This window comes from Streptomyces sclerotialus (genome assembly GCF_040907265.1).
In the GTDB taxonomy this organism is placed as follows: Bacteria; Actinomycetota; Actinomycetes; order Streptomycetales; family Streptomycetaceae; genus Streptomyces; species Streptomyces sclerotialus.
Map to the genome: position 1 here is coordinate 3,236,481 of NZ_JBFOHP010000002.1, position 13,839 is coordinate 3,250,319.

General features: G+C 74.4%; 14 protein-coding genes. 4 read left to right on the plus strand and 10 right to left on the minus strand.

The window, feature by feature from the left end:
* Nucleotides 1–7 precede the first annotated feature (7 nt).
* From AAC944_RS14340 to AAC944_RS14370, 7 genes are all read right to left on the minus strand, one after another.
* Nucleotides 8–805: an ABC transporter permease gene (locus AAC944_RS14340; protein WP_030614225.1), complete on the minus strand. Its 798-nt coding sequence runs from the start codon at nt 803–805 to the stop codon at nt 8–10.
* Nucleotides 792–1,694, minus strand: coding sequence for a 2-aminoethylphosphonate ABC transporter permease subunit (locus AAC944_RS14345; RefSeq protein ID WP_030614228.1), 903 nt, complete (start codon nt 1,692–1,694; stop codon nt 792–794). The genes AAC944_RS14340 and AAC944_RS14345 overlap by 14 nt, the downstream gene beginning before the upstream one ends.
* Nucleotides 1,687–2,805: an ABC transporter ATP-binding protein gene (locus AAC944_RS14350; RefSeq protein WP_051871724.1), complete on the minus strand. Its 1,119-nt coding sequence runs from the start codon at nt 2,803–2,805 to the stop codon at nt 1,687–1,689. The genes AAC944_RS14345 and AAC944_RS14350 overlap by 8 nt, the downstream gene beginning before the upstream one ends.
* Nucleotides 2,789–3,523 (minus strand): phosphonatase-like hydrolase, encoded by a 735-nt coding sequence (locus AAC944_RS14355; protein WP_030614234.1) that lies wholly within the window; start codon nt 3,521–3,523, stop codon nt 2,789–2,791. The genes AAC944_RS14350 and AAC944_RS14355 overlap by 17 nt, the downstream gene beginning before the upstream one ends.
* Nucleotides 3,517–4,638, minus strand: a complete 1,122-nt coding sequence (locus AAC944_RS14360; RefSeq protein ID WP_030614237.1) for a TIGR03364 family FAD-dependent oxidoreductase — start codon at nt 4,636–4,638, stop codon at nt 3,517–3,519. Before AAC944_RS14360 ends, AAC944_RS14355 begins: the two co-directional genes overlap by 7 nt.
* A gap of 186 nt (nt 4,639–4,824) precedes the next feature.
* The gene (locus tag AAC944_RS14365) at nt 4,825–5,589 is read right to left on the minus strand and encodes a GntR family transcriptional regulator (protein WP_030614241.1); all 765 of its coding nucleotides are present in this window, start codon (nt 5,587–5,589) and stop codon (nt 4,825–4,827) included.
* Nucleotides 5,590–5,627: 38 nt separating this feature from the next.
* Nucleotides 5,628–6,767: an ROK family transcriptional regulator gene (locus AAC944_RS14370; protein ID WP_051871740.1), complete on the minus strand. Its 1,140-nt coding sequence runs from the start codon at nt 6,765–6,767 to the stop codon at nt 5,628–5,630.
* A gap of 86 nt (nt 6,768–6,853) precedes the next feature.
* On the opposite strand from AAC944_RS14370, the gene AAC944_RS14375 reads away from it, so the two are divergent.
* From AAC944_RS14375 to AAC944_RS14385, 3 genes are all read left to right on the plus strand, one after another.
* Complete coding sequence (locus AAC944_RS14375) at nt 6,854–7,972, plus strand: Gfo/Idh/MocA family oxidoreductase (protein WP_030614247.1); 1,119 nt, start codon at nt 6,854–6,856, stop codon at nt 7,970–7,972.
* Complete coding sequence (locus tag AAC944_RS14380; protein ID WP_030614249.1) at nt 7,969–8,439, plus strand: heme-degrading domain-containing protein; 471 nt, start codon at nt 7,969–7,971, stop codon at nt 8,437–8,439. Before AAC944_RS14375 ends, AAC944_RS14380 begins: the two co-directional genes overlap by 4 nt.
* Before the next feature lie 71 nt (nt 8,440–8,510).
* Nucleotides 8,511–9,476: a DUF3048 domain-containing protein gene (locus AAC944_RS14385; RefSeq protein ID WP_030614252.1), complete on the plus strand. Its 966-nt coding sequence runs from the start codon at nt 8,511–8,513 to the stop codon at nt 9,474–9,476.
* A 33-nt stretch (nt 9,477–9,509) separates the two neighbouring features.
* Here the strand turns inward: AAC944_RS14385 and AAC944_RS14390 are convergent, their stop codons facing one another.
* From AAC944_RS14390 to AAC944_RS14400, 3 genes are all read right to left on the minus strand, one after another.
* The gene (locus AAC944_RS14390; protein WP_030614256.1) at nt 9,510–10,367 is read right to left on the minus strand and encodes a fumarylacetoacetate hydrolase family protein; all 858 of its coding nucleotides are present in this window, start codon (nt 10,365–10,367) and stop codon (nt 9,510–9,512) included.
* A 143-nt stretch (nt 10,368–10,510) separates the two neighbouring features.
* Nucleotides 10,511–11,314, minus strand: a complete 804-nt coding sequence (locus tag AAC944_RS14395; protein WP_030614271.1) for a YidC/Oxa1 family membrane protein insertase — start codon at nt 11,312–11,314, stop codon at nt 10,511–10,513.
* A 133-nt stretch (nt 11,315–11,447) separates the two neighbouring features.
* Nucleotides 11,448–11,765 carry a DUF6412 domain-containing protein gene (locus AAC944_RS14400; RefSeq protein ID WP_030614274.1) on the minus strand — a complete coding sequence of 106 codons (318 nt, stop codon included), beginning with the start codon at nt 11,763–11,765 and terminating at the stop codon, nt 11,448–11,450.
* Nucleotides 11,766–11,898: 133 nt separating this feature from the next.
* Between AAC944_RS14400 and AAC944_RS14405 the strand changes: the two genes are divergently transcribed.
* Nucleotides 11,899–13,719: an AMP-dependent synthetase/ligase gene (locus AAC944_RS14405; protein ID WP_030614278.1), complete on the plus strand. Its 1,821-nt coding sequence runs from the start codon at nt 11,899–11,901 to the stop codon at nt 13,717–13,719.
* Nucleotides 13,720–13,839 lie beyond the last annotated feature (120 nt).

Here is a 13,839-nt window from a genome sequence, read left to right on the forward strand (position 1 = left end):
GTGCGCGTCAGCGGTAGGAGGCTCTGGTACGGATGCGGGAGACGCCGAAGAGCACGATCAGCGTCGCGGCCATCAGGGCCACCGCGAGGGCGGCGCCGCTGAAGAGGGCGCCCCGGTCGGTGGTGGCGAAGATCTGGACCGGCAGCGGCAGCCAGTCGGGCGGATAGATCATCATCGTGGCGCTCAGCTCGCCCATGGACAGCGCGAAGCAGAGCCCGGTGGCGGCCGTCAGCGAGGGCAGCAGCAGCGGCAGCTTGACCCGCCACAGCACGTACGCCGGGCGGGCCCCGAGGGCCGCGGCGCTCTGCTCGTACGCGGGGTCCAGCCGGTCCAGCGCCGCGCTCACCGACTGGTGGGCGAACGCGGTGACCAGCACCGTATGGGCGATGATCACGATCTGCCGGGTGCCGTTGAGCAGCAGCGGCGGCTGCGAGAAGGCGACCAGCAGGGAGAGGCCGACGGCGACGGAGGGCACCGCCACCGGCAGCATGAAGAGGGTGTCGATGACCTTCTTGCCCCGGCCGCCCAGGCGCTGCGCGGCCAGCGCCGCCCAGGTCCCGGCGGCCAGCGCCAGCAGGCTCGCGGCGAGCGCGGTCAGCAGGCTGGTGACCAGCGCGTCCAGCGAGTCGCCCTTGGTCATGTCCTGGTAGTGCGCCGGCGTCGGCCCGGAGGGCAGCGCGCCGCTCCAGGTGGAGGCGAAGGACGCAGCCAGGATGACGGCGAACGGCAGCGCGAACAGCGGCAGGAAGAGCAGCAGGAAGCCCGCCCACACGGCTGCCTTGGCTTTCTTGCTATGCACGAGCACGGCGGGGGCCTCCTTCGCGGCCGGTGCGCGCCACGAGCGCGCGGTAGCCGGCGTACAGCGCGACGGACAGTGCGATGTTGACGACCGCGACGACGCACGCGCCGGTGTAGTCGCCGTCGAGGATGGCCTTGGTGTAGACGAGGACCGGCAGCGTGACCACGTCCTTGGCGCCGGTGAAGAGCACGATCCCGAACTCGTTCAGGCACATCACCAGGACGAGCGCGCCGCCCGCCGCGAGCGAGGGCAGTGCCTCCGGCAGGATCACCGTGCGGACGATCCGCCACGGCCGGGCGCCGAGCGACGCGGCGGCCTCCAGCTGCCCGGTCTCCACCTGCGAGAACGCGGCCAGCAGTGGGCGCATCACGAACGGCGTGAAGTAGGTGATCTCCGCGAGCAGTACGCCCCAGGGCGTGTGCAGGAAGTCGAACGGGCCGCTCCCCGCGCCGGTCGCCGAGGTCCACAGCCCGTTGGCCACGCCCGTCGAGCCGTAGACGAAGAGCAGCGCGAGGGTGATCAGGAAGGACGGGAAGGCCAGGAAGATGTCGATGAACCGGCCGAGCGCGCGGGCGCCGGGGAACGGCACGAAGGCCACGACCAGCGCCAGGACGAAGCCGAGCAGCAGACAGCCGGCGGTCGCCCCGGCCGCGATCAGCACGGTGTTGACCAGCGCGTCCTGGAAGGACGCCGCGGCCAGCACCTCGCTGTACGCGGCGGTCATCGGCCCGCCCTCGTCCGGCGTGAACGACTGCCGCACCAGCAGGGCGAGCGGGTAGAGGAAGACCAGCGCGAGGGCGGCGACGGGCGGGAGGGCCCACAGGCCGCGCGGCAGCGCGCGGACCCGCGTCCGGGCCGGGGCGCCGAGGCGCGCCCGCTGGGTGAGGCTAGCCATCGGTACCCGCCCCCACCGGTATCAGCACCGCGTCCTCGGGCGCGAAGTGCAGCGTCACCTCGTCGCCCACCGCGGGCGCGTCCCGCAGCTCACGCACGTCGGCCATGACCCGGTGGCCCGCGACCTCCACGGACAGCCGGTGGGTGGCGCCGCGCCACTGGAGTTCGGCGAGCCGGCCGCGCAGCGCGTTCGGTCCCTCCCCCAGCCCGACCAGGTGGGGCCGTACGCACAGGGTGGCCGCGGCGCACCGCGCCACGCCCTCCGTGCCGCGCACCGCCAGCTCGGTGTCCCCGAAGGACACGGTGGAGTCACCGGGACCGGCCGTCACCGGCAGCAGGTTGGCGTTGCCCACGAAGGAGGCGGTGAACTCGGTGCGCGGCGCCCGGTACAGCTCCCGCGGCGTACCGCAGTCCCGCAGCCGCGCCCGGTCCATGACCGCGATCCGGTCGGCGAGGGTGAGCGCTTCGACCTGGTCGTGGGTGACGTACAGGATCGACACGTCGGGCAGTTCGCGGTGGAGCCGCGCCAGTTCGGCCAGCATCCCGGAGCGCAGCTGCGCGTCCAGCGCGGAGAGCGGCTCGTCCAGGAGGAGCACGCCGGGCCGGATGGCCAGCGCGCGGGCGATGGCGACGCGCTGCTGCTGGCCGCCGGAGAGCTCGCGCGGGTAGCGCCGGGCGTACCCGGCCATGCCGGTCAGCTCCAATGCCTCGGTGACCCGGTCGGCGATCTCGCCGCGCGGCACCTTCTGCGCCTTCAGCCCGAAGGCGACATTGTCGGCGACGCGCAGGTGCGGGAAGAGCGCGTAGCTCTGGACGACCATGCCGATGCCGCGCTTGTAGGGCGGGAGTCCGGTGACGTCCCGGCCGCCGATCAACACCCGCCCCGAGGCCGGTGTCACGAACCCGGCGACGGCCCGGAGCGCGGTGGTCTTGCCGGACCCGGACGGGCCGAGCAGGGCCATCACCTCGCCCGGCTCGACGGTCAGGTCGAGGCCGTCCAGGACGGTGTGCGAGCCGTACGCGACGGAGACGTTCTCGAAGCGGATGCCGGAGGCGGCCCTCGCGGTCACCGGGGCTGCGGTCGCGGCTGCCGTGTCAGGCGGGGCGGTCATCGCGTACCACTCCCAGCAGGGCGGGCAGTTCGGCGACCGAGCCGAGGACGTGGGTGGCGCCCGCGGCCGTCAGCTGGTCCTCGTCGTGGGCGCCGGTGAGCACCCCGGCGACGACGGACGCCCCGGCCCGGCGGCCGGACAGCATGTCGTACGAGGTGTCACCCGCCACCGCGATCTTCTGCACGGCGTCGGTGGCGCCGGTGCGCAGCAGCGCGGCGAGCACCATGTCGGGGTACGGGCGGCCGCGCCCGCCGGCGTCGGCCGGGCAGAGGGTGAGCGGCACGAGGTCCTGCCAGCCGAGCGCGGCGAGGATCGCGTCCTGGGTGACCCGGGCGAAGCCGGTGCTCAGGACGACGGTGATCCCCGCGGCCTGCAGCGCCTCGACGGCCTCGCGGGCGCCGGGCACGGGCGCGATCAGCCCGCCGTCGACCAGCTCGCCGTACGCCTCCTCGAAGCGGGCGTTGGCGGCCTGCGCCTTGTCCTCGTCGCCGAAGAGGTGCCGGAAGACGGAGATCTTCGACTCGCCCATGGTGGCGCGCACGTAGGCGAGCTTCTCGGCGTGGTCGGGGGTGCCCGGCTCGACGCCGAGGTGCCGCGCGGCCGCGTCGAATGCCTGCTCGACCAGTCCGCCGTCGGCGACGGTCGTACCGGCCATGTCGAGCACGACCAGCTCGATGGCCTGGTCGTCTGCTGCGTTCGTGGTCAAGTGGCTCACCATCCCAGTTCGTTCGCGGTCTTCTCGGCGATCGCCGGGGAGCAGGTCATGCCGCGCCCGCCGGGCCCGGTGACCAGCCACACGCCGTCGCTCGCCTGCTCCCGGTGCACGACCCGGCCGGTGTCCGTGCACTGCGCGTACACCCCGGCCCAGCGGTGCCGGATGCGCGGCAGCGGCCGGCCGAGGATCGATTCGACGACGCCGGTGAGGTGCTCGTAGGGCTCCTCGACCGTGTCGAAGGCGAACGGCGTCTCGTACTCGTGCGTGTCGCCGATGGTCAGCCCGCCGTCCGCGCGCTGCACCGTCAGGAGCTGCATCTTGTGCGCGGCGGCGGTGGGCGCCTGCGCCTGGCCGGCGTTCAGCGCGTCCAGCGCCTCGCTGCCGTACGCCGGGTAGTAGCGGAAGCTGTCCGCGTCGGCGACGGAGGTGGTCAGCGGCTCGCCGAGCGGGTCGGTCTGCATCATCTGCAGCCGTACGCGGCGGACGGGCAGGTCCGGTACGAGCTCGCGGACCAGGCCGCTCAGCCAGGCGCCGGTGCACAGCACGACGGCGTCGCCGCGGTGGACGTCGCCGTGGTCGTCCCGTACGGCGGCCTCGCCCACCACGTCGCGGACCTCGCGCCCGCCGAGGTAGGTGTAGCGGCCGGAGGCGAGCAGCGCCTGCTTCAGCTCGCGCTGGGCGACGCGGGGTTCGACGGCGGCGTCGCGCTCGCACCACAGGGCGCCGAGGAAGTCGCCGCGCAGCGCGGGGTTGAGCGCACGGGCCTCCTCGGCGCCCAGCAGCTCGTAGCCGCGTGCGGCAGCGTCCGGGCGGCGGGTGGCGGCCTCGGCGACGGCCCGTTCAGCCTCGTTCTTCACGACGGTCAGCGAGCCGATGGCGCGGAAGCCGAGGCCCGGCACCCGGGCGCCGATCCCCTCCCACAGCTCGCGGGCGCGCAGCGCGGTGTCCAGCTCCTCGCCGCCCGCGCGGCCGCTGACCCAGATCTGCCCGAAGTTCCGTACCGAGGCGCCGCGGGCCTCGGCCTCCCGCTCGATGTGGACGACCTCGTGGCCGCGTTCGACTGCATGCCAGGCGTGCATGGTCCCCAGCACGCCGGCTCCGACAACTATGACTCGCATGCCGGTGACGCTCGTCGCGCCGGGTGGCCGACTGCGGTCCGCGCGGCAACCAGCCGGTTAACGGGCCATCAAAGTTGGCCTAGACCCGTTATTTTCTCGTTACCTTAGAGGAGCGACGGCCCTCGCCGTAGAGGTGCCGGCCGGTGGCCGGCCGCCCCATGTTGCTCGCGCAGTTCCCCGCGCCCCTTACGGGGCGCCGCCGAGCCGCGTCGTGAACGAGAACCGGTCGCCGCGGAACAGCGTCCGCACCCGCTCCAGAGGGCGCCCGCCCACATCGCGGCTGATCCGATGGATCAGCAGCATCGGCAACGCCCCCGGCGTCCCGATCAGCAGCGCCTCGCGCGGCGTCGCCAGCACCGTCTCCAGCCGCTCGTCCGCGTCACCGAAACCGATGCCGAGCCGGTCGTGCAGGTAGGCGTAGAAGGAGGAGTCCGGCTCGAAGTCGGCATCCAGCCGCGGCACCCGCTCCACGGCGACGTACGTACTCTCCAGCCCGACCCGCTCGTCGTCCGCGAGCAGCACGCGCTCCATGTGCCACACCGGCTCGCCGACCGGCAGCCCGAGGTCCGCGGCGAGCGCCGCATTGCACGGGAAGCGGTCGAGACCGATCAGGTTCCGCCCCGGCCGGCGGCCCTGCTTGCGTACGCCCTCCGTGTAACTCGCCAGCGCCAGCGGCTGTTCGAGCTTGGGCCCGGCCACGACCGTGCCGCGGCCGAGACGGCGGATGCGGCCTTCGAGGACCAGCTCGCGCAGCGCCTGCCGCAGCGTCTCCCGTGAGACCTCGAACCGCAGCGCGAGATCGCGCTCGGTCGGCAGCGTCTCCCCCTCGCCCAGCTCGTCCAGCAGCTCGGCGATCCGCACCTTCGCCGCGTAGTACTTGGGGATGCGGCCGTGCTCGGGGATGCCGGCCCTGATCGGCGCTCCGGGCGCCTGCTCGTTCGGGTAGTCCACCGGCCGATCCTCGCACGGGCGGCTCCTGCGGTTGCGGGTCAGGCCCGCGCGCTCCCCAACGTCCCGCGGGGAGAAGCGAAGAGCGTGGCCAGCACCAGATGGGCCGCGCCGAGCGCGACCGCGTCCGGGCCGCCGGGCGCGGCCTCGACCGGCACCGTACGGGCCCCGCCGGCACCGTGCGCGCGCAGCTGGCCGTCGAGCGAGGCGGCGACCCCGCTCACGTACGTACCGGGGTCGGCCAGCACCGTACGGCCGCCCAGCAGGACCCGGTCGACGTCCAGCAGCTCGACGAGGTTGGCGGCACCCACGCCGAGCACCCGGGCCGCCGTGGGCGAGTCCCCGGCGGCCACCGCGGCCAGGCACAGCGCCTCGATGCACCCGCGCTTGCCGCAGCCGCACGGCGGCCCGTCCAGCTGCACCACCTGGTGCCCGAACTCGCCCGCTCCGGTCCTGGCCCCGCGGTGCACCGCGCCGCCGAGCACCAGTCCGGCGCCCAGCCCCGTGCCCAGGTGCAGATAGCCGAACGACCCGGCGCCGCGGGCGTGCTGCGCCAGGCCGTGCGCCGCCGCGTTGGTGTCCTTGTCCAGTACGACCGGCAGCCCGAGCCGTTCGGCGAGCGCGTCGCGCAGCGGGTAGCCGTCCCACTGCGGGAGGCCGGTGACCCGGTGCAGGACGCCCGTACGGTGGTCCAGTGGCCCGGGGCAGGCCACGCCGGCGCCGATCACCTGCGCCTCGGGCGCGGCGGCGCGCACCTCGGCGACCTGGGCCGCGGCCGCCGCCAGCACCTCGGGGGCTCCGGCGCCCAGGTCGAGCGGTGCGCGCCGTACCGCGACCGGCTCGCCCGTCAGGTCGGCGAGGACCGCGACGCTCTCGTCCCGGTCCAGGTGCAGCCCGATCGCGTGCCGGGCGCCGGGCACCAGCCGCAGGACCGTACGGGGCTTGCCGCCGGTGGAGGCGCGCCGGCCGGCTTCGGTGACGAGCCCTTCCTCGCGCAGCCGTGCGGTGATCTTGCTGACCGCCTGCGGGGTGAGCCCGCTGCGCTCGGCCAGCTCCAGCCGGCTGACGCCGCCCTCACCCGCCGCGCGCAGCAGTCCGAGCAGCACGGCCGCGTTGTGCCCGCGGAGCAGGGGCAGGTTGGCGCCGCCGGGCGCCGGCCGGGCCGGGCCGGAAACGGGCAGGTCGGGAAGGGGAGGACGGTCGCTGCTCACCCCTCCATTGTGGGGATCGCTTGCACTTTGGCAACAGCGTTGCTTAAGTGGGAGCCATGAGCAGCCCGAGCGTCTCCACCGGTACCGCACTCCCCGGCAGCCCCCTGCGCGTCGGCCTGATCGGTTACGGCCTGGCCGGCTCCGTCTTCCACGCCCCGATGATCGCCGCGACCGAGGGCCTGGTCCTCGACACGGTCTCCACCTCCAGCCCCGACCGGCAGGCGCAGGCCCGCGCCGAGCACCCGCAGGTGCGTACGGTCGGCACCCCGGACGAGGTGCTGGCCCGCGCCGGCGAGCTGGACCTGATCGTCCTCGCCTCGCCGAACAAGACCCACGTCCCGCTCGCCACCGCAGCGCTGGAGGCGGGCCTCCCGGTCGTCGTCGACAAGCCGCTCGCCGCGACCGCGGCCGAGGCCGAGCAGCTCGCCGCCCTGGCGGAGGAGCGCGGCCTGCTCCTCTCCGTCTTCCAGAACCGCCGCTGGGACAACGACTTCCTGACCCTGCGCAAGCTGGTCGAGGACGGCGCGCTCGGCGAAGTGTGGCGCTTCGAGTCGCGGTTCGAGCGCTGGCGGCCGAAGCCCAAGGGCGGCTGGCGCGAGTCCGGCGACCCGGCCGAGATCGGCGGGCTGCTGTACGACCTGGGCAGCCACGTCGCCGACCAGGCCCTCACCCTCTTCGGCCCGGCCGTCTCGGTGTACGCGGAGTCCGACGTGCGCCGGGCGGGCGCCGAGGCCGACGACGACACCTTCCTCGCGATCACGCACCGGAGCGGCGTCCGCTCCCACCTGTGGGTGAGCGCGACCACGGCCCAGCTCGGCCCGCGCTTCCGGGTGCTCGGCAGCGAGGCCGGTTATGTGAAGTACGGCCTGGACCCGCAGGAGGCGGCGCTGCGCGAGGGCCAGCGGCCCGGCGGCGAGACCGCGTGGGGCGTGGAGCCGGAGTCCTCCTGGGGCCGGCTCGGTGCCGGGGAGTCCCCGCAGACCGGTGGCGGCGAGCCCGTCCCCACCCTGCCGGGCGACTACCCCGCGTACTACGCCGCGGTCGCCGAGGCGCTGCGTACCGGCGGCGAGCCCCCGGTCACCGCTCTGGAGGCCGCCGCGGCCCTGCGCGTCCTGGAGGCCGCCAAGCGCTCGGCCGCCGAGGGCCGCACCGTCCGGATCGAGGCCGCCCGATGACCGCCGCCGACGACATCGCCACCCTGGAGGAGCACGAACGCCGCCTGGTGTTCGACCGCTTCGGCAACGACGACGCCTGGGCCCTCGGCACCCTCCTCGTCGACCTGGCCCGCGAGCGGAACGCCGCCGTCACCATCAGCATCCGCCGCGGCGCCCAGCGCCTCTTCCACTGCGCACTGCCCGGCACCAGCGCCGACAACGACGCCTGGCTGGACCGCAAGTGCCGGGTCGTGGAGCGGTACGGCGAGGCGTCCTTCCTGGTCGGTGCCCGCTTCCGGGCCAAGGGCCGGACCTTCGAGGAGTCCTCCCGGCTGGACCCCGACCGCTACGCGGCCCACGGCGGGGCCTTCCCCGTCCGCCTCCGCGGCACCGGCGTCGTCGGCGCCGTGGCCGTCTCCGGCCTCGCGCAGGCCGACGACCACGCCCTCGTCGTCGAGGCGTTGGAGCGATTCCTGCGGCCCGCCTGACGGAAAGCGTGCGCCCCGCCCGGAATTACGGGAAAGCTGTGGGGGAACCGGCGACAGAGAGGCGGTACCCCATGGCGCGTACGGGCGGGGCGGGCTGGACCGGATCATCACGGCGCACCGTGCTGGCGGCGGGCCTCGCCGCGGGGCTGACGCCGCTGGTGGCCGGCTGCGAGGCGGGGGGCGCCGGGCGGTCGCCGTTCACCGGCGAGGACGGCGCGGGCGACAAGGTACTGGCCGTGAAGATCGACAACGTCTCCGCAGCGCGGCCGCAGACCGGCCTGGAGCACGCCGACATCCTCTACACCGAGCAGGTGGAGGCGGGCCTCAGCCGGATACTGGCCGTCTTCGCCGCCCACCTCCCCGACCGCGTCGGGCCGGTCCGCAGCGCCCGCGAGTCCGACCTCGAACTGCTCCGCCAGTTCGGCCACCCGGCGCTGGCCTACTCCGGCGCCCAGGCCAAGCTCCGCCCCACCCTGGACTCGGCCCCGATCGTCCCGCTGCCGCCGGGCAAGGCACCCGACGCGTACGTCCGCAGCCAGGACCGCGCCGCGCCGCACAACCTGTACCTGCGCCCGGCCCGCGCCCTGGAGGCCGCGCCCGACGCCTCGGCCCCCGCAGACATCGGCTTCCGCTTCGGCTCAGCGCCCTCGGGCGGCACCCGGACCTCCCGCCAGGACGTCCGCTACCCCGCTGCCCGCTTCGCCTTCACCTGGTCCGAACCCCGGAACCGCTGGCTGGTCTCGATGGACGGCACGCCCTTCCGCACCACGGGCGCCGGCCGGCTGGACGTCGCCACGGTGATCGTCCAGTACGTCACCGTCCGCTCCTCCCGCCTGCACGACAAGTGGGGCAGCGTCACCCCGTACACGGAAACCGTGGGCTCGGGCGACGCCCTCGTCCTCCGCGACGGCAAGAAGTACGAGGCCCGGTGGTCCCGCCCGGCAGCGGACGGCGGCACCACCTTCACCACCTCCGACGGCAATCGCCTCGACTTCGCCAAGGGACCGGTCTGGGTGGCCCTGACCCCGAAGAAGTGAGGCACGGGGTGCTGCGGGCCACCCGCCGCCGCGTCAGGCGTCCTTCAGCTCCTGCCGCTGCCGGCCCAGGCCGTCGATCTCCAGCTCGACGACGTCGCCGGCGCGGAGGTACGGCTTGGGCTCGGGGTGGCCCATGGCGACGCCGGCCGGGGTGCCGGTGTTGATGACGTCGCCGGGGTAGAGGGTCATGAAGTGGCTGAGGTAGCGGACGACTTCGGCGACCGGGAAGATCTGCTCGGCGGTGGTGCCGTCCTGCTTCAGCTCACCGTTGACCCAGAGGCGTACGCCGAGGGCCTGCGGGTCGGCGACCTCGTCGGCGGTGACCAGCCAGGGGCCCAGCGGGTTGAACGTCTCGCAGTTCTTGCCCTTGTCCCACTGGCCGCCGCGCTCGATCTGGAAGGCGCGTTCGGAGACGTCGTGGGCGATGGTGTAGCCCGCGACGGCCGCGCGCGCCTGCTCGTCGGTCTCCAGGTAGCGGGCCGTACGGCCGATGACGACGGCCAGTTCGACCTCCCAGTCGGTCTTCTCGCTGCCGCGGGGGACGAGCACGGTGTCGTCGGGGCCGACGACGGTGTCCGGGGCCTTCATGAAGACGATCGGCTCGTCCGGGATGGGCGCGCCGGTCTCCCGGGCGTGGTCGTGATAGTTCAGCCCGATGCACACGACCTTGCCGATGTGCGCGAGCGGCGCACCCGTACGGAGCCCGGCGGGGTCCAGTGCGGGCAGCCCGCCGGCCGCGGCCGCCTCCCGTATCCGGGTCAGCGCCGTCGCGTCCGCGAGCAGCGTTCCGTCGATGTCCGGCACCAGTTCGGACAGGTCACGCAGGGTTCCTGTCTCGTCGAGCAGCGCCGGGCGTTCCGCCCCCACCGGTCCGACACGCAGCAGCTTCATCGGTTCAACTCCCGTGGTCGTATGCGAAGGGTCGGTCCGGAAGGGCCTCCCGGACCGGCCGATGGGGTGCGGCCATCGAGCGATTCGGACGATCGTCCAAGAACGGGGTCCCGCCCGCAAGACCCCGTTCACGTACTGGACCTTTACTTGGCAGTAGCCGTACGGGACTTGCCCCCGGTCCGCGTGGCCGGCCGTGCCGCGCCCGGCGCCTCGGCCGGCTGTCCGCGGTCGCGGAGCAGCAGCGCCCGCTCGCACGCCGACCACGCCGTGGTCGTCACCACGTACAGGCCTGCGGCCAGCGGTACGACGGCCACGGTGATCAGGGTGCCGAAGGACAGCAGCGGCGCCAGCTTCGTCATGGCGGCCATGCCCGGCACCTCCTCGCCGGAGGACGCGGCGGACCCGGGGGCCACGGCCCGCGCCGCCGCCGCGGTCCTGCGGGCCCGCCGGTAGTTCCAGGTCGCCACGGCCGCGACCAGCACGAACAGCGCCAGGTACACCAGCCCGTGCGCGCCGAAGGGGCCGCCGTCGGCGAGCGCGTCGGCCCAGCGGCCGCCGAGCGGCGCGTCCAGCAGCCGCTCCCCCAACAGCCCGGACCGGGAGGAGGTGAAGAGGTGGTACATGAGGAAGAAGACCGGCATCTGGAGCAGCATCGGCAGGCAGCCGGCCAGCGGCGAGGAGCCCGCTTCGCGGTAGAGCCCGGTCAGCTCGCGCTGCATACGCTCGGGATTCTTGGCGTGCTTACGGCGTATTTCGGCCATCTGCGGGGCGAGCGCGGTGCGGGACTTCTCGCCGCGGACGGCGGCCCGCGCGAGGGGGTGCAGGGCGGCCCGCACGGCGAGCGTGCAGACGACGATGGCGGCGGCGGTCGCCGAGCCGCCGAACACCGGGGCGAGCAGGTCGGCGAGGCGGCCGAGCGCGGCGCCGAGCGTGGCGAAGACGGACATGGGTGAGCCCTCCGTGGGTCTCGTCAGTACCGGAAGAAGCGAACGGATCACGGCGTGACGAGCCACGCGGGCATGCCCGTCCGGGCGCGTGCGCGCGGACGGGCCCCGTGCGGGGGCGAAGAAGGAGCAGCGCCTACGAGGGCGCCTGCGCGGCCGTCAGGAGACGACGGCCCGGTGCCCTCGGCCGCGGACGGCCGGCGGCGTCGGGATCGCGCTGCGGCAGGAAGGCCGTACGGCGTTCCCGGTCCCGGATGGCGGTGCGTACCCGGCCCGGCGGATCGGGGCGGGCCAGCGTCGCGGTGAGCACGGCGCGGCTGAGCAGGAGGACGGCGGCGGTGGTCGCGGCCGCGGTCAGTGCCGTGGCCAGCCCGCTCTCCGCGAGCAGCACACCGGCCAGCAGGAACAGGAGCGCGCCGACGTACAGTCGCCAGGCATCGGCGATGCGCCGCATGCGTGCTCTCCTTCCCGCTCGGCTTTGTCCTCTTCCGCTCAAGACTAACCAGAGATCTGTGCAGTCCGGGTCACCAGCGGGTAACTTGCCCGCTGCACCGGCCATTCGGCCGGGGTGAACGAGGGAGGTGTGGGTGCGCGAAACCAGCACGCCCGCCCTGGTGACGGCCCCCCTCACGGGCGGCCTCGCCGACTCCGTCCACGAGCTGGCCGACCGGGTGCCGGCGCTCCCCCAGCTCGCCCGCCGGGACCCCGCGGAGCCCGGCCGCTGGCAGCACGTCACCGCCGCCGCCTTCCGGGCCGAGGTGCTGGCCCTGGCCAAGGGCCTGCTCGCGGCCGGCGTACGGCCCGGCCACCGGGTCGCGGTGATGTCCCGCACCCGCTACGAGTGGACGCTCTTCAGCTATGCGGTGTGGTCGCTCGGCGCCCACCTCGTCCCCGTCTACCCCACCGCCTCCACCGAGCAGCTGCACGTCCTGCTGGCCGCGAGCAAGGCCGACACCATCGTCATCGAGCACGAGCAGCACGCCATGACCGTGGCGGCGGCCAGTGACGCGCAGGTCCGGCTGCGCCACGTCTGGCAGCTGGACCAGGACTGCGTCGGGCACCTCTGCGGGCTCGGCGGGCAGGTGCCCGACGAGGAGGTGCACCGGCTCCGCCGGACCGTGACGCCCCGGGACACCGCGGCGGTCATCCAGACCTCCGGCACCACCGGCCGCCCCCGCGGCTGCGTGCTCACCCACGCCAACCTCGCCGCCGAGGCCGACACGCTGCTGGCGGGCTGGGGCCGGCTCCTCGGGCCGCCCGGCGAACAGCCGTCGATCCTGGCGTTCCTGCCGCTCGCCCACAGCTACGGGCTGATGATCCAGGTCGCCTGCCTGCGCGGCGGCATCCTGCTCGGCCACGAGCCGGAGCTCACCCCGCAGGCGCTGCTGCCCGCGCTCGCCTCCTTCCGGCCCACCTTTCTCCTCGGGGTGCCGTACGTCTTCGAGAAGATCTACGACACCGCGCGCCGGGCCGCCGAGGAGACCGGCCGGCTGCGGATGTTCGACGCCGCTGCGGCCACCGCGCTCGCGTACGTACAGGCCGTCGAACGCCACGAGCGGGGCCGCGGCCACGGTCCGGGCCCCGCCCTGCGCGCCCGGCACGCGCTGTACGAACGGCTGGTGTACGGGCGGATCCGCGGGGTGCTGGGCGGCCGGGTGCGCACCGCCGTCTCGGGCGGCTCACCGCTCCGCGCGGACCTCGGGCGGATCTTCGCCGGGGCCGGGCTCACCATCTACGACGGGTACGGGCTCACCGAGACCAGCGGCGCGGTGACGGCGCACCCGCCGGGCCAGGTACGGTTCGGCACGGTCGGGCGGCCGCTGCCCGGCTGCGCGGTACGGATCGCCGAGGACGGCGAGGTGTGGGTGCGCGGCGACGTGGTCTTCGCCGGGTACGTGGACGAACGGGGCAGCGTGCCGCACGACGGCTGGCTGGCCACCGGCGACCTCGGGGTCCTGGACGAGGACGGCTACCTCGTGATCACCGGCCGCAAGAAGGACATCATCATCACCAGCGGCGGCAAGAGCGTGGTGCCGCTGGGACTGGAGGAGCGGATCCGGTCCCACCCGCTGGTCTCGCAGTGCCTGGTGGTCGGCGACAACCGGCCGTACGTCGCGGCCTTGATCACCCTGGACCCCGATGCGCTGGAGCACTGGCGGCGCTACCGCGGCGGATTCCAGCACGCCCGGCCCGGCGACCCGCCCGAGGAAGCCGTACGGACGGCGGTGCAGCGGGCGGTGGCGGTCGCCAACGCCTCGGTCTCACGTGCCGAGTCGATCCGCGCGTTCCGCATCCTGCCCGGCGAGTTCAGCGTCGCCGACGGGCTGCTGACACCGTCCCTGAAGCTGCGCCGGAAGGCGATCGAGGTGGCGTACGCGAAGGAGATCGACGCGCTGTACGAGCGCTGAGCGGCCGCGGGCCACCGCACGCCGGGCCGCACCGGCCGGGCGGCGCCCGCACCGTAGCACCGTCCGGTAGGCGCGGCGCGATTCTTGTCCGGGTGTGCGGACCCGCCGTCCGCCCCGTCC